This window comes from Caulobacter sp., from assembly GCF_035254145.1.
Taxonomy (GTDB): Bacteria; Pseudomonadota; Alphaproteobacteria; order Caulobacterales; family Caulobacteraceae; genus Caulobacter.
In genome coordinates, this window is the sequence record NZ_DATFAV010000185.1 from 22,001 (window position 1) to 43,883 (window position 21,883).

17 protein-coding genes and 1 pseudogene are annotated in these 21,883 nt (G+C 67.2%); 11 read left to right on the top strand and 7 right to left on the bottom strand.

The genetic code is table 11. The features are described from left to right. Positions 1 to 31 precede the first annotated feature (31 nt). The 3 genes from VJ655_RS11155 (at position 32) to VJ655_RS11165 (ending at position 5,440) form a co-directional block, all read left to right on the top strand. Positions 32 to 1,618: an alkaline phosphatase gene (locus tag VJ655_RS11155; RefSeq protein ID WP_324111128.1), complete on the top strand. Its 1,587-nt coding sequence runs from the start codon at positions 32 to 34 to the stop codon at positions 1,616 to 1,618. Between the two features lie 145 nt (positions 1,619 to 1,763). Next, the gene (parC, locus tag VJ655_RS11160; RefSeq protein ID WP_324111129.1) at positions 1,764 to 4,040 is read left to right on the top strand and encodes a DNA topoisomerase IV subunit A; all 2,277 of its coding nucleotides are present in this window, start codon (positions 1,764 to 1,766) and stop codon (positions 4,038 to 4,040) included. Beyond that, complete coding sequence (locus VJ655_RS11165; RefSeq protein ID WP_324111130.1) at positions 4,037 to 5,440, top strand: serine hydrolase domain-containing protein; 1,404 nt, start codon at positions 4,037 to 4,039, stop codon at positions 5,438 to 5,440. The genes parC and VJ655_RS11165 overlap by 4 nt, the downstream gene beginning before the upstream one ends. A gap of 88 nt (positions 5,441 to 5,528) precedes the next feature. Here VJ655_RS11165 and VJ655_RS11170 read toward each other — a convergent pair whose 3' ends face one another. Further along, the gene (locus VJ655_RS11170) at positions 5,529 to 6,968 is read right to left on the bottom strand and encodes a hypothetical protein (RefSeq protein WP_324111131.1); all 1,440 of its coding nucleotides are present in this window, start codon (positions 6,966 to 6,968) and stop codon (positions 5,529 to 5,531) included. 201 nt (positions 6,969 to 7,169) lie between these two features. On the opposite strand from VJ655_RS11170, the gene VJ655_RS11175 reads away from it, so the two are divergent. Genes VJ655_RS11175 through VJ655_RS11190 form a run of 4 tightly spaced genes read left to right on the top strand, consistent with a single transcriptional unit; the run spans position 7,170 to position 11,187 of the window. Beyond that, positions 7,170 to 8,477 carry a serine hydrolase domain-containing protein gene (locus VJ655_RS11175; RefSeq protein ID WP_324111132.1) on the top strand — a complete coding sequence of 436 codons (1,308 nt, stop codon included), beginning with the start codon at positions 7,170 to 7,172 and terminating at the stop codon, positions 8,475 to 8,477. Between the two features lie 24 nt (positions 8,478 to 8,501). Then, positions 8,502 to 9,464, top strand: a complete 963-nt coding sequence (locus VJ655_RS11180; protein ID WP_324111133.1) for a zinc-binding alcohol dehydrogenase family protein — start codon at positions 8,502 to 8,504, stop codon at positions 9,462 to 9,464. 8 nt (positions 9,465 to 9,472) lie between these two features. Next, positions 9,473 to 10,408: a nitronate monooxygenase family protein gene (locus VJ655_RS11185; protein ID WP_324111134.1), complete on the top strand. Its 936-nt coding sequence runs from the start codon at positions 9,473 to 9,475 to the stop codon at positions 10,406 to 10,408. An 11-nt stretch (positions 10,409 to 10,419) separates the two neighbouring features. Next, entirely contained in the window at positions 10,420 to 11,187 is a 768-nt protein-coding gene (locus VJ655_RS11190; protein WP_324111135.1) for an SDR family oxidoreductase, read from the top strand. A 22-nt stretch (positions 11,188 to 11,209) separates the two neighbouring features. Here VJ655_RS11190 and VJ655_RS11195 read toward each other — a convergent pair whose 3' ends face one another. Both VJ655_RS11195 and VJ655_RS11200 read right to left on the bottom strand, forming a co-directional pair. Further along, positions 11,210 to 12,049: an arginyltransferase gene (locus tag VJ655_RS11195; protein ID WP_324111136.1), complete on the bottom strand. Its 840-nt coding sequence runs from the start codon at positions 12,047 to 12,049 to the stop codon at positions 11,210 to 11,212. A gap of 98 nt (positions 12,050 to 12,147) precedes the next feature. Beyond that, positions 12,148 to 13,047: a flagellar motor protein MotB gene (locus tag VJ655_RS11200; RefSeq protein WP_324111137.1), complete on the bottom strand. Its 900-nt coding sequence runs from the start codon at positions 13,045 to 13,047 to the stop codon at positions 12,148 to 12,150. 96 nt (positions 13,048 to 13,143) lie between these two features. On the opposite strand from VJ655_RS11200, the pseudogene VJ655_RS11205 reads away from it, so the two are divergent. Beyond that, positions 13,144 to 14,016, top strand: a pseudogene (locus VJ655_RS11205) (NAD(P)-dependent oxidoreductase); the annotation flags it as partial. Between the two features lie 3 nt (positions 14,017 to 14,019). Here VJ655_RS11205 and bioD read toward each other — a convergent pair. Continuing rightward, on the bottom strand, positions 14,020 to 14,679 hold the full coding sequence (gene bioD, locus VJ655_RS11210; RefSeq protein ID WP_324111138.1) for a dethiobiotin synthase: 660 nt from the start codon (positions 14,677 to 14,679) through the stop codon (positions 14,020 to 14,022). After that, complete coding sequence (bioF, locus tag VJ655_RS11215; protein WP_324111139.1) at positions 14,676 to 15,830, bottom strand: 8-amino-7-oxononanoate synthase; 1,155 nt, start codon at positions 15,828 to 15,830, stop codon at positions 14,676 to 14,678. The genes bioD and bioF overlap by 4 nt, the downstream gene beginning before the upstream one ends. A gap of 75 nt (positions 15,831 to 15,905) precedes the next feature. Between bioF and VJ655_RS11220 the strand changes: the two genes are divergently transcribed. Continuing rightward, a complete protein-coding gene (locus tag VJ655_RS11220) occupies positions 15,906 to 17,168 on the top strand; it encodes an adenosylmethionine--8-amino-7-oxononanoate transaminase (protein WP_324111140.1) in 1,263 nt (420 codons plus the stop codon). 7 nt (positions 17,169 to 17,175) lie between these two features. Continuing rightward, complete coding sequence (locus VJ655_RS11225; RefSeq protein ID WP_324111141.1) at positions 17,176 to 18,117, top strand: DMT family transporter; 942 nt, start codon at positions 17,176 to 17,178, stop codon at positions 18,115 to 18,117. On the opposite strand, the gene VJ655_RS11230 is transcribed toward VJ655_RS11225, so the two are convergent. Then, entirely contained in the window at positions 18,114 to 18,638 is a 525-nt protein-coding gene (locus tag VJ655_RS11230) for a hypothetical protein (RefSeq protein WP_324111142.1), read from the bottom strand. The two genes, VJ655_RS11225 and VJ655_RS11230, sit on opposite strands and share 4 nt — an antisense overlap. A 46-nt stretch (positions 18,639 to 18,684) precedes the next feature. After that, positions 18,685 to 19,209 (bottom strand): superoxide dismutase[Cu-Zn], encoded by a 525-nt coding sequence (sodC, locus tag VJ655_RS11235; protein ID WP_324111143.1) that lies wholly within the window; start codon positions 19,207 to 19,209, stop codon positions 18,685 to 18,687. A 125-nt stretch (positions 19,210 to 19,334) separates the two neighbouring features. Between sodC and gyrA the strand changes: the two genes are divergently transcribed. Beyond that, positions 19,335 to 21,883: DNA gyrase subunit A (gyrA, locus tag VJ655_RS11240; RefSeq protein WP_324111144.1), on the top strand; the 2,549-nt coding region annotated here is incomplete at its 3' end.

Sequence of the window (21,883 nt, forward strand, 5' to 3'; positions counted from 1 at the left end):
TATCGCGAAACTCCAGTTTCGGAGTTCCGCCATGTCCGTTCTCGACCGCTACGCCCTCAGCCGACGTCATCTGCTGACCGCCTTCGGGGGCGCGGCCGTCACCGCGCTGTCGATCCCGCTAGATAGCGGCAAGGCCCTGGCCCAGGCGGTGTTCCGCACCTATCCATTCCAGCTGGGCGTGGCCTCTGGCGATCCGGCCCCGGATGGCTTCGTGATCTGGACGCGGATCGCGCCCGAGCCGTTCGAGATCGGCTACGGCATGCCGATGCAGCCGGTGGCGGTCGATTGGGAAGTCTCCGACCAGCCGGGCATGAAGAACATCGTCGCCAAGGGTGTGACGATCGCCCCGCCGGAGCTCGGCCATGCCGTCCACGTCGAGGTCGGCGGCCTGCAGCCGAGCCGCGACTACTGGTACCGCTTTACCGTCGGCAAGGAGCGCAGCATCGTCGGCCGCGCCCGCACGACGCCGGCCCTGGGCGCGGCCCTGGACCGCGTGCGCTTCGCCGTCGCCGGCTGCCAGCACTACGAGGCCGGCTACTACACGGCCTATCGTCGCCTGGCCGAGGACAATCCCGACTTCGTCTTCTGCTATGGCGACTACATCTACGAAGGACGCGGCAATCGCACCGCGAACGGCGCCAACGGCCCGACCGAGAACGTGCGCCAGCACTTCGGGTCCGAGATCTACGCCCTCGACGACTACCGTCGCCGCTACGCCCAGTACAAGATGGACACCGACCTGCAGGCCGCCCACGCCGCCGCGCCATGGTTTGTCGTCTGGGACGACCACGAGACCGACAACAACTGGGTTGGCGAACTGGACCAGGACGGCACGGACCCCAAGCTGTTCAACCTGCGCCGCCAGGCCGCCGTGCAAGCCTATTACGAGAACATGCCGCTGCGGGCGTCGAGCTTCCCGGTCGGGACCAGCCTGCAGATCTATCGCCGCGCGGCCTACGGCCAGCTTCTGAACCTCAATCTGCTCGATACTCGCCAGTTCCGCACGGACCAGCCCTGCAACGACAAGCAGAGCTGGTGCGACGGGGTCACCGCGCCCAAGGCCGAGGTCGTCGGCCCGGCGCAGGAGAAGTGGCTGATGGACGGCCTGACGAACTCGAAGGCGACCTGGAACGTGCTGGCCCAGCAGATCATGATGATGGACCTGGATCGCGATCCGGGGGCGGGCGTGGTGGTCAATCCGGACAGCTGGGCCGGCTATCGCATTCCGCGCGGCCGACTGCTGGGCAAGATCCGCGACGCCAAGGTCGGCAATGTCGTCGTTCTCACCGGCGACGAGCACCAGAACTTCGCGGGTGACCTCTATGTCGACGGGGCCAAGCACGAGGGCGCGCCGATCGCCTCGGAATTCGTGATCACCTCGATCAGCTCGGGCGGCGACGGGAACGATCAACGCGACGACTTCGCCAAGATCCAGGCCGCTAACCCGATCCTGAAATTCAACAACAACCAGCGTGGTTACGCGATCTGCGACGTGACGCCCAAGGCCTTCGTCACCGAGTTCAAGGTGCTGGACGCGGTCACCCGGCGCGACGGGAAGCTCTCGACGCGGGCGAAATGGGCGCTGGAGGCCGGAAAACCGGGGATCGTCCAGGCCTAACCGCGCGACAGCCGAAAGTGTGAGCGGTTTCGGCGTCCGTCGCGCGCCAAAACATGGGGGATAGAGCCCTCGCGAGGGCTCTATCCGGTCGAATCATCGGGGGGATGTCTGCTAGGATCGGCGCCCGGAGTAACGAATCCCCTCGATGAACAAGCCTGTCCTTCCTCCCGGCGGTCCCGACGACGGCGATCGCATCCTTGACGAGCCGCTGACCGAAGCCCTGTCGCGGCGCTATCTGGCCTATGCGCTCTCGACCATCGGTTCGCGGGCGTTGCCCGATGTGCGCGATGGCTTGAAGCCGGTGCACCGTCGCGTGCTCTACGCGATGAGCAACATGCGCCTGAACCCCGAGTCCGCCGCGCGCAAGTGCGCGAAGGTGGTCGGCGAGGTGATGGGTAACTTCCACCCGCACGGCGACCAGTCGATCTACGACGCCCTGGTGCGCCTGGCTCAGGACTTCGCTCAACGCATCCCACTGGTCGAGGGGCAGGGCAACTTCGGCAATATCGACGGCGATAACGCCGCGGCCATGCGCTACACCGAGTGCAAGATGACGGAGGCGGCGACGCTTCTGCTGGACGGCATCGACGAGGACGCGGTCGACTTCCGGCCCACCTATGACGGTCAGGACGAGGAGCCGGTGGTCCTGCCATCGGGCTTCCCGAACCTGCTGGCCAACGGCTCGTCGGGCATCGCCGTCGGCATGGCCACCTCGATCCCGCCGCACAACGCCGCCGAACTGATCGACGCCTGCCAACTGCTGCTGGCCAACCCCAACGTCACGACCGAAGAACTGCTGGAGAAGGTCCCGGGTCCCGACTTCCCGACCGGCGGCGTCATCGTCGAACCGCGCGCCAGTCTGCTCGAGACCTACGAGACCGGTCGCGGCGGCGTGCGCATCCGCGCCAAGTGGGAGAAGGAAGACACCGGTCGCGGCACGTACCAGATCGTCGTCACTGAAATCCCATACCAGGTGAAGAAGTCGGACCTAGTCGAGCAACTGGCCGACCTGATCGATAGCAAGAAGGCCGCCCTGCTGGGCGACGTCCGCGACGAGAGCGCCGAGGACATTCGTCTCGTGCTCGAGCCGAAGTCGAAGAACGTCGAGCCCGAGGTGCTGATGGAGAGCCTGTTCAAGCTCTCGGCGCTGGAGAGCCGCTTCCCGGTCAACATCAACGTGCTGGACGCGCGCGGCACGCCGGGCGTGATGGGTATCAAGCAGGCCCTGATGGCCTTCCTGGCGCACCGGCGCGAGGTGCTGACCCGCCGGGCCCGCCACCGCCTGGCCAAGATCGAAGCCCGTCTGCACATCCTGGACGGCCTGTTGATCGCCTATCTGAACCTCGACGAGGTCATTCGGATCGTCCGCTACGAGGACAAGCCGAAGGAAAAGCTGATCGAGACCTTCGCGCTCTCGGACATCCAGGCCGACGCCATCCTCAACACCCGCCTGCGCCAATTGGCCAAGTTGGAGGAGATGGAGATCCGCCGCGAGCACGCCGAACTGGTCGAGGAACGCGACGGCATCTTGGCCATGCTGGCCAGCGACGCCAAGCAGTGGAAGCTGGTCGGTGTTGGCCTGGGCGAGGTCCGCGCGGCGCTGCTGAAGATCAAGCATCCGCTGGACAAGGCTCGCCCGACGGGCGTCACCGGCCGCTCGATCTTCGCCGACGCCCCGGTGGTCGACGCCGACGCGGCCATCGAGGCGATGATCGTGCGCGAGCCGATCACGATCATCCTGTCGGAACGCGGCTGGATCCGCGCCGCCAAGGGCAAGATCGACGATCCTTCGGAGCTGAAGTTCAAGGACGGCGACAAGCTGGGCTTCCTGGTCCCGGCCGAGACCACCGACAAGCTGCTGATCTTCTCCAGCGATGGTCGTTTCTTCACCTTGGGGTGCGACAAGCTTCCCAGCGCGAGAGGGCATGGCGAGCCGGTCCGGATGATGATCGAACTGGACGACAAGGTGAAGATCATCGACGTCTTCCCGTTCAAGGCGGGTCGCAAGCGCATTCTGGCCTCGAAGCTGGGTTACGGTTTCCTGATGCCCGAGGAAGAAGCCCTGGCCAATCGCAAGGCCGGCAAGCAGGTCCTGACCGTCGACGCCGCCGGCGCGGCCTTCTGCATGGAGGCTGTCGGCGACCAGCTCGCCGTCATCGGCGACAACGGCAAGATCCTGATCTTCCCTCTGGAAGAACTGCCGGAGATGCCGCGCGGCAAGGGCGTCAAGCTGCAAGCCTACCGCGAGGGCGGCCTGCGCGACGGCCTGTCGTTCAACGCCGAGACTGGGGCCTACTGGATCGACACCGCCGGTCGCCGTCGTGATTGGGCCGAGTGGAGGGAATGGGCCGGTCGACGGGCGGGCGCCGGCAAGCTGGCGCCCCGAGGCTTCGCCACCAACAAGCGGTTCAAGCCGAAATGAAGTCGATAGGGCTGCGTCGCCTTGCGCTGAGCTTCCTGGCCGGCGTCTTCGGCTGCGCGGCCTTCGCCGCGACTCCGGTCCTGGCCTTGCCCAGGGCCAAGCCGGAGGAGACGGGGTTCAACGCCGAGCGTCTGAAACGTCTCGACGAGCACATGCAGGCGATGGTGACGAACGGCCAGATCGCCGGCGGGGTGACCCTGCTGGCCCGGCACGGCCGCGTCGTCCACGCCAAGGCCTTCGGCGTGCGCGCCTTGGGCGGCGAACCGATGCCGATGGACGCCATCTTCCGAATTCGCTCGGAGACCAAGCCCGTCACCGGCGTGGCGATGATGATCCTGTACGAGCGGGGTCTGTGGAAGCTGGACGACCCGATCAGCAAGTACGTGCCCGAGTTCGCGAACCTCCGGATCGCCACGGGCGTGGACGCCGCCGGCCAGCCGATCCTGGCGCCGATCTCCCGGCCACCCACGATGCGCGAGCTCATGACCCACACGGCCGGGTTCGCCTACGGTATCGCCGACGACCCCAACAGTCCGGCGGACCAGGCCTATTACCAGGCGGGCGTTCTGCAATCGGCGTCGCTGAGCGACCTTGTGCGCAAGGTTTCGGGCCTGCCGATGTTCTCCGAACCGGGCCAACTGTGGCGCTACAGCGTGGCTGCCGACATCCAGGGCTACATCGTCGAGAAGCTGTCGGGCGAAAGCCTGCCCGTCTTCATGGAGGAGCACATCTTCGCCCCGCTGGGGATGAAGGACACGGCCTTCTACGTGCCCGACCAGAAGGCCGGGCGCCTCGCGGCGCTCTACGACGCCGACCCCGCGACCGGAAAGCTGATCCCCGCCGTCGAGGGCGCCTGGCGCGATGTCAGTCGACCGCCGGCGGCGCCGCTCGGTGGTGGCGGGTTGTTGTCGACCGCCAGCGATTTCGCGCGCTTCGCCCAAATGATCCTCAACAAGGGCGAGTTGGACGGCGTGCGGATCCTCAAGCCCGAATCCGTGGTTCTGATGGCGCAGAACCACCTGCCGCCCGGCTTTGTTGTCACCACGAACGGTACCACCGGCGTCTTGAAGCCCGGGCCGCGTCCGCTCCCGTTCGCCGCGGGCGTCGGTTACGGGCTGGACGTGGCCGTCGCGGTGGATCCGGCCGCGTCCGGCGCGCCCGTGGGGCCCGGTACGATCAGCTGGGGCGGCAGCGCCGGCACCTGGTTCTGGATCGACCCCGCCAATGACCTGTTCTTCGTTGGCATGATCCAGCGTCTGGGCGGGGTTGGACCAGGTCTGGACGCCCAGTCGCGCGCCCTGGTGTATCAGGCGATCGAGCGCCCGACGGAAGTCGCCCTCGGCCCGCAACCGGGGCAGCATCCCGGCAAGACCTCGAGCAAGGCGACCGTGGCGCGATAGCGCCGAGCGCCGGCGGCCACCGCCAAACGAAAAGGCTCCCCCCGCCGCGCGAGGGGAGCCCTGTCGAAGCCCAGGAGGGCCGAAGGTCCTAGGCCGCGAACAGGAGGTCGCCCCCGTCCATGACCTTGGTGACCTTGAGGCCCGTAACGCCGGCCAGCTTGATCAGGCCGTCTCCAGCGTCGAGCCCGGGCGTAGCGTTCTGGTGGAACACATACGTGTCGCCATTCCATTCGAAGACGGTGTTGCTGTTGGCCGCCGTCGCGCCGGCGTAGGCCGTCAGCGCGTCGTCGAACGTGGCGGTGGCGACGAAGTAGAGTTGCTTCTTCTCGCCAGGCCCCGCGGCGCCGGCGAAGGTCAACATGTCGAAGCCCTTCTGGAAGTCCTCGATCACCGCGATGTCGGCGGCCTTGCCGTTCGTCAGGTGCAGGCCGGCGAACGAGCCTATGTCGATGTTGTCATAGCCTTCGCCGGTGATGAGGCGGCCGTCGAACTTCTCCAGGAAGATCGAGTCGTTGCCGGCCCCTGCGTCGATCAGGCCGCGCACGACCCCATTGTCGACGAAGATGATGTCGTTGCCGCCGGCCGTGCGGATGTGCTTGCCCGCGTCCAGCCCGCCGGGGCCTTCGGAGATGATCGGCTTGATCACGTCGTTGCCGTCGCTGGCCAGGACGTGAGTATTGTCGTCGGGCTCGCGATTGTAGGCGTCGACATTCCAGTCGTGAGCGAAACGGGCGCTTTCGCCGGGCAGGCCCGGGTCCGACGGGCCGCCGGCGGCGTACTCGCCACCCTTGCCGTAGACCGAAAAGAACACCGACAGAGCGCTTACCTTGCCGTCTATTGCGACATCGGCGAGAAAGGAGCGGACGGCGTCCGCGTAGGGGCCTTGGTTGCTTTTCATGGCCTCGGCCATCAGCGCGCCGACCATGGCCGCGCGCGTTCCGATGCCATTGCCGCCATCGCCGCCTAGTTCGGCAAAGTATTCGCCCCGCGTGTACGTTCCGCCGCGCCCGTTCGACACTTGGGCGTCGAGATAGGTCAGGATTTCATCATAGGTGCGCTCGACCCCGAACAGCTTCAGATAGGCCTTCTGGAAGGTCGAGAACATGGTGCCGTTCTCGCCATAGGTCTTGATGAAGTTTTCCCGCCCTTCGCCAACCTTGGCCAGATTGACCGCGAAGTTGATGTAGCGGTTCTCGAGATTGAACTGGGCGTAGTAGGCGCTGTTCAGGTTGTTGGGATTGCCGCCCGCCGGCGAGACCAGATAGTCCAGCCCCTGGGTGCTTAGGCTGATGTCGGTGATGAAGCCATAGGCCATCACGGCCACTTCGGTGGTCGCCTTGGCGCCGTCCTGGATCCAGCGCACCGCGCTCGCATAGGTCCAGCCATCGCCCATCTGGCCGTTGCGGGCCGCGTCGATCCCTTGAGCCATCAAGGTCAGCTGCGTTGAGGCGTCGGTCGGTAGCGCCGCGCCGGCCGGGACACGGTGAACGTTGCGGTAGATGGTGATCAGATTGTCGAGCGTGGCCATTGGCGGCGTAACCTATCTATTTCGTAATCCCTCGTGCAGTAAAAAATATACATGAACGCCGTTCGATCAACCCGTGATCGCATGAAATTATCTTAACCGTAGACCGCGACGGAGGCGTCCGCGCTGGTCGTTCAAAAAGCGGGTTTCAACGCAAAGGCCTGCGATCTAAGGTCGTCTCAAACGAGTGTTCGGGAGGGTGATTTGGCGTTTCGCAAATTGATCGCGGCCGCGCTGGCCGCGACGCTGCTGGCGGGCGCTCCCGCGATAGCGGCTAGCCCGAAGACGCCGTCGCTCGCCGTTATCGCGCCAGAGCGCGCCGGCTTCTCGGCCGAAGGTCTCGCAAAGCTCGACGCCCACATGCAAGGCCTGGTCGACACGGGCCACCTGCCTGGCGTGACGACCATGTTGGTGCGCCATGGCAAGGTCGTGAATTTCGCGGTCCACGGCAAGAAGGGCTTCGACGGCCCGCCAATGACCAAGGACACGGTGTTCCGCATCTACTCGCAGACCAAGCCGGTCACGGGCGTCGCCATGATGATCCTCTACGAGGAGGGCAAGTGGAAGCTGGACGACCCGGTCAGCAAGTACATTCCCGAGTTCGCCAGCCTGCGCGTCTTCAAGGGCGTGAACCCCGACGGCTCGTTCGACACGGTTCCCGCCGATCGCCCCCCGACCATGCGCGAGCTGATGAGCCACTCGGGCGGCTTCGCCTACGGTCTTATGCCCGACAACCCGATCGACAAAGCCTACGCCCAGGACGTTCTGGGCGCGAAATCGCGGGATGACTTCGTCGGCAAGATCGCTGAACTGCCTCTGGTGGCGCAGCCTGGGACCCGATGGAAGTACAGTGTCTCCGTCGATATCCAGGGCCTGATCGTCGAGAAGCTCTCGGGCATGTCGCTGGGCGACTTCATGCAAAAGCGCATCTTCACGCCGCTGAAGATGGTCGACACGGGCTTCTGGCTGCCGCCTGAGAAGGCCGACCGCCTGGCTTCCCTCTATGTCTGGGGGCCGCGGGTTCAGAAGCTGGTCCCCGCCGAAGGCTTCATGGTCTTGGACATCAGCAAGCCGCCGGCCATGGCCTCGGGCGGCGGCGGTCTGGTCTCGACCAACGCCGACTACGCGCGCTTCGCCCAGATGCTGCTGAACGGCGGTGCGCTGGACGGCAAGCGGATCCTGAAGCCCGAGACGGTCAAGCTGATGCGAACGAACGCGCTCAGCGACGCGATCATGAATTCCGACGTCCCGCCGTTCAACACGGCGCGGGGCAGGGGCTTTGGCCTGGACTTCGCCGTGGTGCTGGACAGCGCCAAGGCGGGGCCACAGGGGGAGGGAACCTTCAGTTGGGGCGGCGCGGCCGGAACCTGGTTCTGGATCGACCCCAAGAACGACCTCTTCTTCCTGGGTATGATCCACATCCTCAACAAGGACGGTGATCCGGCGATCAAGGACATCGACGACGACAGCGCCAAGCTTGTCTACGACGCCCTCAAGGATCCGTCGAAATAACAACAGTCGTCCTGGGAGGACGCCATGAAGGCCGCCGTCTACTACGAAACCGGCTCACCGGACGTCTTTCGCTACGAGGACGTTCCCGATCCCGTCTGCCATCCCCAGGGCGTGGTCATCCGCGTCGAGGCGGTCAGCATCGAGGGCGGCGACACGCTCAATCGAGGCGGCGGCCAGATGGCGGGCAGTCCGCACATCGTCGGCTATCAGGCCGCTGGCGAAATCGTCGAGGTTGGGGCGGAGGTCACCCATCTGAAGGTTGGCCAGAAGGTCGTCACCGTGAACGCCTTCGGCTCGCACGCCGCTTTGCGCGCTGTGCCCGCCCGCAACGCCTGGCCGATCCCGGAAGGGTTCGACATTCGCAAGGCCTCAGCCATCCCCGTACCGTTTGGCACCGCCCACGAATGCCTGTTCGGCGCGGGACGCTTGAAGGCTGGCGAAACCGTCCTGGTGCAGGCCGGGGCGGGGGCGGTGGGGCTGGCCGCCATTCAGTTGGCCAAGAAGGCCGGCGCAACGGTTTTGGCCTCGGCCTCCGGCGACGCGCGGTTGGAGCGCCTCAAGCCTTTCGGCATGGATCACGGGATCAACTACGGCCGCGACGATCTCGTCGAGCAGGTGATGAAGCTGACGGGCGGCAAGGGCGTGGACCTGGTCGTCGATCCCGTCGGCGGCGCGACCCTGGCGAGCAGTCTCGCCGCGCTGGGCTATCGCGGGCGGATTTCGCTGGTCGGCAACGCCGGTCGCGAGCCGATGAAGGTCGATGTCTCGTCGTTGATGGCCGGCAATCGCTCGCTGACGGGCGTGTTCCTCGGGGCGGAGATCATGACCGATCGGGTGCACGACATGATCCAGGACCTGATCGAGCAGGCCGCCCGCGGTGAGCTGGAAGTGGTGATCGACCGGACCTTTCCGCTGTCGGAAGCCGCCGCCGCCCACGCCTATATCGAAAGCCGCCAGGCCGTCGGCCGGGTGTTGCTGATCCCCTGATGGCCCACATGACCAACCGCGTCCTCGCCCACACGGGCGCCAAGTATCCGATCATCCAGGCCCCGATGGGCTGGATCGCCCGCTACCCGCTCGCCAGCGCCGTTTCACGCGCCGGAGGTCTCGGGATCATCGAGACCTCGTCGGGCGAGACCGAGAACTGCAAGGCCGAGATCACCAAGATGGCGGCCAGCGGCCTGCCGTTCGGGGTGAACCTGCCGATCCTGTTCCTGCGCGACGACGCCATGCTGCGCTTCGTCTGCGAGAGCGGGGTTAAGTTCGTGACCACCTCGGCGGGGAGCCCGGCCAAGTTCATCGGTCCACTGAAGGACGCCGGCATCGTCGTCTACCACGCCGTGCCGACGGTGGACGCGGCGGTGAAGTGCGCCGAGGCGGGCGTAGACGGCCTGGTCGTCGAAGGCGCCGAGGGCGGCGGCTTCAAGAACCCCGAAGAGGTCTCGACCCTGGTCCTGCTGCAGGCGATCCGGGCCAAGGTCGACGTGCCGCTGGTCGCGGCTGGCGGCATCTGCGACGGGCGCGGCATGGCGGCGGCTTTCGCCCTGGGCGCCGAGGCCATCCAGATGGGCACCCGCTTCGTCAGTTCGGCCGAGAGCCCGGTGCACGCCAACTACAAGGCGGCGATCACCGGCGCCAAGGAGACCGGCACCTGGGTGCTGAACAAGAAGGCCAGCCCCTGCATCCGCGCCATCAAGTCGGAGCTGACCAAGGAAATCCACGAGGCCGGCGTCATGCCGTCCGATGTGCTGAAGAACATCCTGGACGTCTATTTCGGCGGCGACATGGAGGCCGCGCCCGCGCTGGCCGGCCAGACTGTCGGCCTGATCGACGAGGTGAAGCCCGTCCAGCAAATCATCGACGAGACCGTCGCCCAGTTCCACGACATCTGCGGGCGCCTGGGCGCCCTGGCCGCCACGCGCGGCTTCTAGGAGACAAGACCATGCAGAACCTGTTTTCGCTCGAAGGCCGCGTGGCGGTCGTGACCGGCGGCTCCCGCGGCATCGGCGCGATGATCGTCAAGGGCTTTCTGACCTACGGCGCCAAGCGCGTCTACATCACCGCCCGCAAGGCCGCGGCCTGCGATGCGGCGGCCGAGGCGCTGTCGGAGTTCGGCGAGTGTGTCTCCCTGCCGGGTGACATCTCCACGATGGAAGGAATTCAGGGCCTGGCGGACCGGCTTAAGGAGCGGGAAGATAAGCTCGACATCCTGGTCAACAACGCCGGCGCGGCTTGGGGCGCGGCGTTCGACGAGTTCCCGGAAGCCGGTTGGGACAAGACCGTCGACCTCAACATGAAGACGCCGTTCTTCCTGACGCAGGCCCTGATCGGCCCGCTGCGCGCGGCGGCCAAGGATCGGGTGGCCAAGGTGATCAACATCGCCTCGATCGACGGGCAGTCGGTGACCAAGGAAGAGACCTACCCCTATGGCGCCTCCAAGGCCGGGCTGCTGCACATGACCAAGCGCATGGCCCTGCGTCTGGCCGCCGACAACATCGCCGTCAGCTGCATCGCGCCCGGCGCCTTCGCCTCGGACATGAACAAGGTCGCCCGCGATCACGCCGACGCGGTGGCCAAGGCGATCCCGGCCGGCCGTATCGGTTCCGAAGAAGACATGGCCGGCGCGGCGATCTACCTAGCCTCGCGGGCCGGGGACTATGTGATGGGCGGCGCCGTGACGGTGGACGGCGGCGTCAGCTTCGCGCGGTAGTTGGCAACCGGTGAGGGGGCCTCTACCCGAGGTCCTCGATCTCCGCCGGTTCGGCGTCGCTCATGGGCAGGTCGCAGGCGTCCTTGGCGCCGCCACGCAGGGTCGGCGGGCGGGCCCCGCGTTCGCGGGCCGACATCAGCGACCAGCCGCCGGGCTTGAGGATCTCGAGCGGCGAAAAGCGCGCCTTGTAGGCCATCTTCTCGCTGCCCGGCACCCAATAGCCCAGATAGACGTAGGGCAGGCCGCTTTCCTGGGCCTGGACAATGTGGTCCAGGATGATGAACGAGCCCAGGCTGCGGCGGGTCTGGTCGGGGTCGTAGAAGCTGTAGACCAGCGACAGGCCATCGGCGAGGACATCGACCAGCACGCAGGCGATCAGGTCGCCCGGGCCGCGATCCTGCGACTTGCGGCGATATTCGATCAGGTGGGTGCGGACCGCGGTGTCCTCGACCATGGCGACATAGTCGGGCCAGGTCATCTCGGCCATGCCGCCCTCGGCGTGGCGAGCCAGCAGGTAACGGCGCAGCAGCTCGAACTGCTCCAGCGTCGCTTCGGCCTCGACCAGATGACGCTCGAGGTCGTCATTGCGATTGAGAACCTTGCGCTCCGAACGCGACAACACATAGTCGGCGGCTGGCGCACGGGCCGATTGGCAGGCGCGGCAGGTCTCGCAGGCCGGGCGATAGGCGATGTTCTGGGAGCGACGGAAGCCGACCTGGGTCAGGCTGTCATTGACGGTGGGGCCATCGGACAGCGGCAGGTGCGCGAACACCTTCCGCTCTTCGCGCCCGGGCAGGTACGGGCAAGGCGTGGGCGCCGTCAGAAAGAACCGAAGCTGTCGCGTCGGAAAATGCTGCGTCACGGAAGCCTTGTCCCCTCTAACCGAATGCGCCCTGAGCTAGATTAGGGGGCATAGCGTCCGGTTGCGCAAGCTTCACGGAGAGCTTGCGCGGCGAACGGTCACAGTCCGTCGGGCAGCACCGGCTTTTCACGCAGCAGGACGATGGAAATCCGCCGGTTGCCGGCCAGGGTGGGGTCGTCGGTGTAGAGCGGCTCGGAATTGGCCTTGCCGGAGACTTGGTAGATGCGGTCGTCGTCGACGCCGGCCGCGCGCAGGATTTGGCGCGAGGCGTCGGCCCGGGCCGCCGACAAGGCCCAATCGCCGTCCTGCTTCTTGCCGTAGGCGCTGGCGCTGGTGTGGCCGGAGATGGTCACGCGGTTGGGCAGTTGGGTGATCACCTTGGCGACGGCGCGCAACAGGATCCGGGCGCGGTCATTCGGCGCCTTGGAGTTTTCCTGGAACATCGAACGGCCTTCCTGGTCGACCAATTGGATGCGCAGGCCCTCGGGGGTCTGGTCGATCAGGATCTGCTTCGACAGTTCGGCCAGCTCGGGCATGTCCTGCAGCGACTGGCGCAGCGACTGTGCGGCCGAGGCGAAGCTGTCCTGCTCCTTTTTGGCCAGGGCGTCACGCAGCGCTTGCTCGCTGGCCGAGGCCAGGCTGGCCGTCTCGGTCGATTGGCCGTCCTTCTCGACGCTGTCGGGAACCTCGGGCGCCATCTGCTGGATGGCCGACATCTTGCCGTCCGACTTGGCGCCGTCGTCGCCCAGCGACGTGCCACCCAGAATGCCGCCGGAGCCGCTGGTGGTCGATGAGATCGAGGCGGGCGCGAAGTAGTCGGCGATGCCCTGCTTTTGCTCGGGGCTGGTCGTGTTCAGCAGCCACATCAGCAGGAAGAAGGCCATCATGGCCGTCACGAAGTCGGCGTAGGCGACCTTCCAGGCGCCGCCATGGTGGCCGCCGCCCGAGACCTTCTTCACCTTCTTGATGAGGATCGGTTGCTCGCTGCTAACCGCCATCGTGCTTAAGCCTGTTTAACCTATGAACCGCAACCTGACGAAAGGTCGTTAAGATGGGGTTGCCGAAGCCGGCGTCCGGCGCGTAATGCCGAGCCTTCTTCTAGGGAGTTGGCGATGAAGACGGCGTTTATCGGCCTGGGCGTGATGGGCTTTCCGATGGCGGGCCACTTGAAGGCCGCCGGCCACGAGGTCGCCGTCTACAACCGCAGTCCGGAAAAGGCCCGTCGCTGGGCCGAAAAACATGGCGGTCCCGCGTTCGGAACGATCGCCGAAGCGGTGGCCGGCGCCGAGGTCGTGCTGCTCTGCGTCGGCAACGACGACGACGTCCGCGACGTCGTGGCGCAGGTCCTGCCGGCGATGGGCGAGGGCGGCGTGATCGTCGACCACACCACCACCTCGGCCAAGGTCGCCCGCGAAATGGCCGCGCTGGCCGTGGCCAGCGGTCGCGCCTTCGTCGACGCCCCTGTCTCGGGCGGGCAGGCTGGCGCGGAGAACGGCCAGCTTACCATCATGGCCGGTGGCGACCAGGCTTCCTACGATCGCGTGCTTCCCATCATCGAGGTCTACGCCAAGGCTGTTCGCCGCATGGGCGGCGTCGGCGCGGGGCAGTTGACCAAGATGTGCAACCAGATCGCCATCGCCGGCGTGGTCCAGGGCGTGGCCGAGGCGCTGCACTTCGCCAAGCGCGCCGGCCTTCCGACGGACGACGTGCTGGCCGCGATCTCCAAGGGTTCGGCCCAGTCGTGGCAGATGGAAAACCGCTGGCCGACCATGGCGCGGGGCGAGTTCGAGTTCGGTTTCGCGGTGGATTGGATGCGCAAGGACCTGGGCATCGCCCTGGACGAGGCGCGCGCGAACGGCGCGACCCTGCCGGGCACGGCGTTGATCGACCAGTTCTACGCCGAGGTGCAGGCCATGGGCGGCGCCCGCTGGGATACGTCCAGCCTGGTGGCGCGGCTGGAGAAGTAGCCGCTAGGCCATGAGCAGATCGGCGAGGGGAGCCGCGTTCCAGTCTGAATCGCGCGGCGCGACGACGATCGGCGTGCGCCGCTCGAACGCCCGCAGCATGTCGACTGTCTGGTCCAGCTCGGGCGCGTCGAGGCTCTCGCTGACGACGATCGCCGCCACGGTCAGGCCGCGCGCTTGCAGAACCTCCACCGCCGTCAGGACATGGCTCGCGGTGCCCAGGTAGCTGCCGGCGACCAGCAGGACGGGTAAATCCAGTGCGGTCATCAGGTCGAGATTGGTGGCGTCGTCCGTCATCGGCGACATGACCCCGCCAGCCCCTTCTACGAGGGCGAAGTCGGCGTCACGCCCTTGGAGCCACGTGCGGCAGTCGGCGATCAGATCGGACATCGTTAGCATGTCGCCTTCCAACCGCGCGGCAAGATTAGGAGCCAGGGGCGCGCGGTAGCGGCGCGGCGAGACCTCGCCCCAGCCATTGGGACGGCCGATCGCGGCGGCCAGCCGGGCGGGATCGCTGGTCTCCGGTGCGTCAGGATCGAAGCCGCTGACCACCGGCTTGAAGGCGTCGACGCGGAGGCCGCGCGAACGGGCGGCCTTCAGCAGCGCGCAGGCGACGTGGGTCTTGCCGAGGTCGGTGCCGGTCCCCGCGACGAACAGGGCCTTCATGCGGTCGCCTTCCGCAGGTCGGCGATCGCGTCGGCCAGGCGGATCACGTCGGCGTCGTCGTGGGCGGCGTTGAAGGCCACGCGCAGCCGCGCCGTGCCCTCGGGCACCGTTGGCGGCCGAATGGCCACGACCAGGAAGCCCCGCGCCTCCAGGGCCGCGGAGGCCTCGAGCGCGGCGTCGGCGCTCCCGATGACGACGGGCACGATCGGGCTTTGAGCTTTGGGCAGGCCAAGCCGCCGAGTGAACAGTCGCGCCTTGGCCAGGGGCAGGGCGGTCAGCTCCGGCTGGGCCTCGATGATGTCCAGCGACGCGAGCGCGGCGGCGGCCGAGGCGGGTGGCAGGCCGGTCGCGTAGACCAGGGTGCGGGCGCGGGTCTTGAGCAGGTCGACCACGGCCTGGGAGCCGCAGAGATAACCGCCGTAGGATCCCAGAGCCTTCGACAGCGTGCCCATCTGCAGCGGGATGCCCGCGCCGGGAAACAGGGCCGCCGAGCCATGCCCTTCGGCCAGGACGCCGACACCATGGGCGTCGTCGCTCATCAGCCAGGCGTCGTGGCGGGCGCAGAGCTCGGAGAGCTGATCCAAGGGCGCGATGTCGCCGTCCATCGAGAAAACACCGTCCGTGGCGACGAGAGCATGGCGGACGAGGGGACGTTCGACCTCCAGCAGTCGGGCCAGATCGGCGGCGTCGTTGTGGGCGAAGCGGACGATCTTAGCGCCCGACAGCTGTGCGCCGGCCCAGATGCAGGCGTGAGCCAGGGCGTCGACGAAGATCGCGTCGCCCGGACCCACCAGGGTAGGAATGACGCCCATGTTGGCCAGGTATCCCGAGCCGAACACGCACGCCGCCTCGGTCCCCTTCAGGCGGGCCAGGCGTTTTTCAAGATCGCCGAGCAGCGGATGGTCGCCGGTCACCAGGCGCGACGCCGCCGCGCCCGCGCCGTAGTTCAGCGCCGCCTCGGCCGCGGCCGCGCGGACGGCGGGGTGTTGCGACAGGCCAAGATAGTCGTTGCAGGAGAACGAGATTAGCCGCCGTCCGTCGCGCTCGACCACGGCCCCGTCGTGCCGGCGGGTCGGCTTCAGGCGCCGGCGCAGGCTCTTGGCCTCCAGGGCCGCCAGCTTCTCGCCGGCGAAGGCGTCGAGGCTCTGCATGTCGTTTCCCGTTTGCCGTGGCTGGTGCGCGGGAATAGGCAAGGCGCCCCGAGTCCGCAAACGGAAAGCGCCGCCATGTCCGATCCTGCCTGGTTGACCCAAGGCGCGGTTCACATCTGGCGCCCGTACTGCCAGATGAAGACCGCGCGACCGCCGCTTCCCGTGGTCGCGACGCGCGGCTCGCGGCTGGTGCTGGCCGACGGACGCGAACTGGTCGACGGCCTCGCCTCATGGTGGACCGCGTGTCACGGCTACAACCATCCCCACATCGCCGCCGCCCTTCGCGAGCAGATCGACCGCATGCCGCACGTGATGTTCGGCGGCTTGGCGCACGAGCCGGCTTATCGCCTGGCGGCGCGGCTGGCGAACATGTTGCCTGGCGACCTGAACCACGTCTTCTTCGCCGAGAGCGGTTCGGTTTCGGTCGAGATCGCCATGAAGATGGCGCTGCAGTTCCACATCAATCGCGGTGTGGCGGGACGGACCAAATTCCTGGCGTTCCGGGGCGGCTATCACGGCGACACCCTGGCGACGATGACGGTCTGCGACCCGGAGGAGGGGATGCACAGCCTATTCGCCGGCGTCATGCCAAGCCAGGTGATCGCCGACCTGCCGCGCGACGCCGAGAGCGAAACGGCGCTGGACGCGCTGCTGGCCCAGCAGGGGCACGAGATCGCGGCGATTCTGGTCGAGCCCCTGGTCCAAGGCGCGGGCGGCATGCTGCCGCACCCGCCGGAGGTGCTGCGGATTTTGCGCCGCCTGGCCGACAAGCACGGCGTTTTGCTCATCTTCGACGAGATCTTCACGGGCTTTGGCCGCGCCGGGACGCTGTTCGCCATGCAGGCGGCCGGCGTCGAGCCTGACATCGTCACCCTGTCCAAGGCCTTGACCGGTGGAACCCTGCCGCTGTCGGCGGCCGTGGCCTCGCGTAGGGTGTTCGAGGCCTTCTGGTCGGATGATCCGGGCGCGGCGCTGATGCACGGGCCGACCTACATGGCCAATCCCTTGGCCTGCGCGGCCGCCAACGCCTCGCTGGATCTGTTCGAGGACGGGACCTGGGCCGCGAACGTAACTCGGGTCAGCGAAGCGCTGGGCGAGGGTCTTGAGCCTTGTCGGGTAGGTCGAGGCGTCGTCGATGTGCGGACCCTTGGCGCGATCGGCGTCGTGGAGTTCGATGCGCCGGTGGCCGTGGGCGAACTCTGCGCCCGCTTCGCCGAACTCGGCGCCTGGATCCGGCCGATGGGAAAGGTCGTCTACCTGACCCCTGCCTTCACGACGCCGGACGGGGATCTCGCCCTGCTGACATCGGCGGTCCGCAAGGGGCTCGGCGTCGCTTGAACCGCGATTGACCCAGGGCGGCGGGTCTGGTCCAAGCGGGGCCATGTCCGCCAAGTCCTCCCCGCTGACCGGCCTGGAATATCTCGCCATCCTGGCGATCATCCTGACCTGGGGGATCAACAACGCCGCGGCGAAGGTGGCGACCGCCTATCTGCCGCCGATGCTGATGGGCGGGTTTCGTTTCCTGGCGGCGCTGGCGTTTCTGTTCCCGTTCATCAAGCCGCCGTTTCCCGAGCCGAAAAAGCTCCTGACCATCGTGCTACTGACGGGACCGATCCATTTTGGCGTGATCTATGTGGCGTTCAGCATGGCCGACGCCCTGAGCCCACTGGTGGTGGCCAGCCAGCTGTGGATCCCGTTCACCGCCATCTTCGCCTGGAGAATGTTGGGCGAGACCATGCGTTCGCCGGCGGTGCTCGGACTGGTGATCGCCTTCGTGGGCGTGGCCTGGATGAGCCTGGATCCTCACGCGGCCGGCGATCTGCCCGCCATCGCCCTGATTGTCTTCGCCAGCGCTTGCTGGGCGATAGCGACGGTGCTGGTGCGCAAGACGCCAGGCATCAAGCCGCTCAAGATGCAGGGCATGACGGCGCTGGTGGCCACGCCCGTGCTGCTGATCATGTCGTTGATCTTCGAGACGGGGCAGGTCGAGAAGATCAAGGCCGCGCCACCGATCGCCTGGGCCGCGGTGCTGTTTGCGGGCATGGTCTCCACCATCGGGGCGAGCGCGCTGCTGTTCTGGCTGGTCCAGCGTCGCGAGGCCGGCCGCGTGACGCCCTATTTCCTGCTCACGCCGCTGGTGTCCTGTTCGATTGGAATCCTGTTTCTCGGCGACAGGCTGACCCCGCAATTGCTGATTGGCGGCGGCGCGACGATGGTCGGCGTCGCCCTGGTCGCTTTGACCGAAAAGCGGACCAAGGCGAAAGAGGCGCTGGCGGAGACGGCTTAGCCCTTTGGCGGCGGACAGCGGTCGGCGGGTTCGCGGCGGAGCAGCGCGGGCGAGGCCTTGATCTCCGTCTGGCCTTCGTCGCCGCCATAGGTTCCCATCGTGAGATCCCCGCTGACGCCGACCGGTTCGCCGGGGCGAGCGCGCACCAGGAACAGGCCCGCGACCTCCTGCAGGTCGTCCAGGCTGATGAAGGCCGCGCCGACGGTGGCCTGGCCCTTCAATTCGGTGACGCCGGAGCCCGCGCCCGTGGCGTTGATCGTCCAGCCGGGCGGCACATGGCACACCGCCAGCACGTCGAGCCCGGAGACCTCAAGATCGAAGGCTTGCAGGTTCTGGTTCGAACCGCTCGGTGTCCAGGCTAGCGAAACCAGTTCGGTGGCCGCTGACGCTTGTCGTCCGGACGCGGGGGCTGAAGCCGCGGGCGGCGAGGCCGGCGTCGGCTCGTTCCGGTCGCTCTTGGAGCCGTCGCAAGCCGCCACCGCCAACAGCAGGGCGAGGACCGGCAGTCGCCAGGTGCGCATGAAGTCTCCCGCCGAGGTCTGTTGAGTCTCGACGGGAGCTAAGCGGCTACTTGATCACGCCGCAAGCCGCGCGCGCGCCGGCGCCGCCGATCGGCTGGCTGCGGTGGTCGTCGGGGCTGGCGTGGACGACGATCGCCGAGCCGTCGGCGTCGAGCAGGGCGGGGCGGCCGCCGGCGCCCTTCAGCGACACGAGCGGCGAATAGGCCTCGGCCGTGACCGAGCCGTCGGCGGCGGCGAAGACGTTCGTCAGGTCGCCGCTGTCGTTGGCGTCGGGGTTCAGCAGGCCGTGCACGGTGGTGGCGGCGGTGTGGACGTGGGCCCCGGCCGACTTGAAGTCCGGCGCGCCGCAGTCGCCCTTTTCGTGGAAGTGGACCGCGTGCCAGCCCGGCGTCAGGCCTTTCAGCTCCAGCTTCAACAGCACGCCATGCGGGGCCTCGGTCACGGTGACGACGCCCATGTCCTTGCCATCGCCGCCCTTGACCTGGGCGGTCGCGGCGGTCTGGGCGAGGGCCGGTGAGGTCATGATCAGGGCGGCGAGGCCCAGCGCGGTCGCGGCGGAGAGACGGATCATGCGTTTTTCCTTCGAATTCAAACAAGCAGAAGGGGATGAAGCGGCCGGAAAGGTGGCGCCTTACGCCTCCCAATGCTAACAGTTTCAGACTGTTCCGTGTCCGATTCTGACGGCGAAAAATCCCCTTGAGCGACGAACACACCACGATCCCCGCCGACGGTTCTCGCGGGGATATCGCCCCGATCAACATCGAGGACGAACTCCGGCGCTCATATCTCGACTACGCGATGAGCGTGATCGTCAGCCGCGCCCTGCCGGACGCGCGCGATGGTCTCAAGCCCGTTCACCGCCGGGTGCTGTTCTCGATGCACGAGCAAGGGCAAACGCCGGAGCGCCCGTACGTGAAGTCGGCCCGCGTGGTCGGTGACGTCATGGGTAAGTATCACCCGCACGGCGACGCCTCGATCTACTTCACCCTGGTCCGCATGACCCAGCCGTTCTCGATGGGGCTGGTGCTGATCGACGGCCAGGGCAACTTCGGCTCCGTCGACGGCGATATGCCCGCGGCCATGCGCTACACCGAATGCCGCATGGCCCCGCCGGCCATGTCGCTGCTGGCCGACCTCGACAAGGACACGGTCGACTTCGCCGACAACTACGACGGCAAGGAGCAGGAACCGACGGTCCTGCCGTCGCGGATCCCGAACCTTCTGGTCAACGGCGCGGGCGGCATCGCCGTCGGCATGGCCACCAACATCCCGCCCCACAACCTGGGCGAGGTCATCGACGCCTGTCTGCTGCTGATCGACCAGCCGGACGTCACCACCGACCAGTTGCTGGACCTAGTGCCCGGTCCCGACTTCCCCACCGGTGGCGAGATCATCGGCCGCGCGGGTCCGCGCCAGGCGCTGCTGACGGGCCGTGGTTCGGTGATCATGCGCGGCGTGGCCAGCGTCGAGGAGCTGCGCGCCGGCCGCGAAGCCATCATCATCACCGAGATCCCGTATCAGGTGAACAAGGCCAACCTGGTCGAGCACATCGCCGAGCTGGTCCGCGAGAAGAGGATCGAAGGCGTCGCCGACATCCGCGACGAGTCCAACCGCGACGGCATGCGCATCGTGGTCGAGCTGAAGCGCGACGCCTCGGGGGAGGTGATCCTGAACCAGCTCTACCGCTTCACGGCGCTGCAGAGCTCGTTCGGCGTCAACATGCTGGCCCTGAATCGCGGTCGCCCTGAGCAGATGGGCCTGCATCAGCTGATCCAGCTATTCGTCGAGTTCCGCGAGGAAGTCGTCGTCCGCCGGACCAAGTTCGAACTGGGCAAGGCGCGCGATCGCGGCCACGTGCTGGTCGGCCTGACCATCGCCGTCGCCAATATCGACGAGTTCATCCACATCATCCGCTCGTCCAAGGATCCGACCGAGGCCCGCGAGCGTCTGGTGGCCAAGTCCTGGCCGGCTGGCGACATGCTGCCGCTGGTCGAGCTGATAGCCGACCCGCGCACCATCCAGGAAGACGGCGGCCTGATCCGCCTGACCGACGAGCAGGCCCGTGCCATCCTGGCCCTGACCCTGTCGCGCCTGACGGGCCTGGGCCGTGATGAAATCGGCAACGAAGCCGCCGCCCTGGCCGACGCCATCCGCGGCTATCTGGAGCTGCTGTCCGACCGCGCCAACATCATGGCCGTGGTCCGCGAGGAGTTGGTCGAGGTTCGCGAGAAATTCGCCATTCCACGCCGCTGCCAGATCGTCGACGGCGACGCCGACATGGAAGACGAGGATCTGATCGTCCGCGAGGACATGGTCATCACCGTCACCATGGGCGGCTACGTCAAGCGCACGCCGCTGGCCAACTACCGCACCCAGCATCGCGGCGGTAAGGGCAAGTCGGGCATGGCGACCAAGACCGAGGACGCCGTCACCCGCGTGTTCTCGGCCTCGACCCACGCCCCGCTGCTGTTCTTCACCTCGGGCGGCAAGGTCTACAAGATGAAGGTGTGGCGCCTGCCGCTTGGCGTCGCCAACTCGCGCGGCAAGGCGTTCGTCAATCTGTTGCCGATCGAGCCGGGCGAGACCATCACCTCGATCCTGGCCCTGCCGGAGGACGAGGCGACCTGGGGCGGCCTGGACGTGATGTTCGCCACCCGCTCGGGCAGCGTGCGTCGCAACAAGCTTTCTGACTTCGTGGACGTCCGCCGCAACGGCAAGATCGCCATGAAGCTCGACGCCAATGAACTGGGGGGACGCGACGGCATCGTCGGCGTGGCGGTCTGCAATGCCGATCAGGACGTACTGCTGACCACGGCGGCCGGTCGCTGCATCCGCTTCTCGGTCGACGAGGTGCGTGTGTTCGCCAGCCGCGACTCCACCGGCGTGCGTGGCGTCAGGCTGGGCGAGGGCGACGAGGTGATCTCGATGGCCGTGCTCCGCAGCGTCGACGCCACCCCGGCCGAACGCGCCGCCTATCTCAAGCACCAGCGCGCCATGCTGCGCGCCGCTGGCGAAGAGGGCGAGGATGCGCCCGCCGCCGTGGAGGAGGGCGACGAGGACGGCGACGAAACCACCCTGACGCCGGAACGCATCGCCGAACTGGGCGCGGCCGAGGAAATCCTGCTGACCGTGTCGTCGGAAGGCTTCGGCAAGCGCACCAGCGCCTATGACTTCCGTCGCACCGGGCGGGGCGGCCAGGGTCTCGCGGCGCAGGATCTCAGCAAGCGAGGCGGTCGTCTGGTGGG

What these genes read in the sequence shown, in the direction of transcription:
- bioF (WP_324111139.1), bottom strand. Translation starts at nt 15,830, where the DNA reads ATGCAGAGCCTCGACGCCTTCGCCGGCGAGAAGCTGGCGGCCCTGGAG.
- bioD (WP_324111138.1), bottom strand. Translation starts at nt 14,679, where the DNA reads ATGAAGGCCCTGTTCGTCGCGGGGACCGGCACCGACCTCGGCAAGACC.
- VJ655_RS11155 (WP_324111128.1), top strand. Translation starts at nt 32, where the DNA reads ATGTCCGTTCTCGACCGCTACGCCCTCAGCCGACGTCATCTGCTGACC.
- VJ655_RS11185 (WP_324111134.1), top strand. Translation starts at nt 9,473, where the DNA reads ATGACCAACCGCGTCCTCGCCCACACGGGCGCCAAGTATCCGATCATC.
- VJ655_RS11220 (WP_324111140.1), top strand. Translation starts at nt 15,906, where the DNA reads ATGTCCGATCCTGCCTGGTTGACCCAAGGCGCGGTTCACATCTGGCGC.
- parC (WP_324111129.1), top strand. Translation starts at nt 1,764, where the DNA reads ATGAACAAGCCTGTCCTTCCTCCCGGCGGTCCCGACGACGGCGATCGC.
- VJ655_RS11200 (WP_324111137.1), bottom strand. Translation starts at nt 13,047, where the DNA reads ATGGCGGTTAGCAGCGAGCAACCGATCCTCATCAAGAAGGTGAAGAAG.
- VJ655_RS11230 (WP_324111142.1), bottom strand. Translation starts at nt 18,638, where the DNA reads ATGCGCACCTGGCGACTGCCGGTCCTCGCCCTGCTGTTGGCGGTGGCG.
- sodC (WP_324111143.1), bottom strand. Translation starts at nt 19,209, where the DNA reads ATGATCCGTCTCTCCGCCGCGACCGCGCTGGGCCTCGCCGCCCTGATC.
- VJ655_RS11190 (WP_324111135.1), top strand. Translation starts at nt 10,420, where the DNA reads ATGCAGAACCTGTTTTCGCTCGAAGGCCGCGTGGCGGTCGTGACCGGC.
- VJ655_RS11170 (WP_324111131.1), bottom strand. Translation starts at nt 6,968, where the DNA reads ATGGCCACGCTCGACAATCTGATCACCATCTACCGCAACGTTCACCGT.
- VJ655_RS11165 (WP_324111130.1), top strand. Translation starts at nt 4,037, where the DNA reads ATGAAGTCGATAGGGCTGCGTCGCCTTGCGCTGAGCTTCCTGGCCGGC.
- VJ655_RS11180 (WP_324111133.1), top strand. Translation starts at nt 8,502, where the DNA reads ATGAAGGCCGCCGTCTACTACGAAACCGGCTCACCGGACGTCTTTCGC.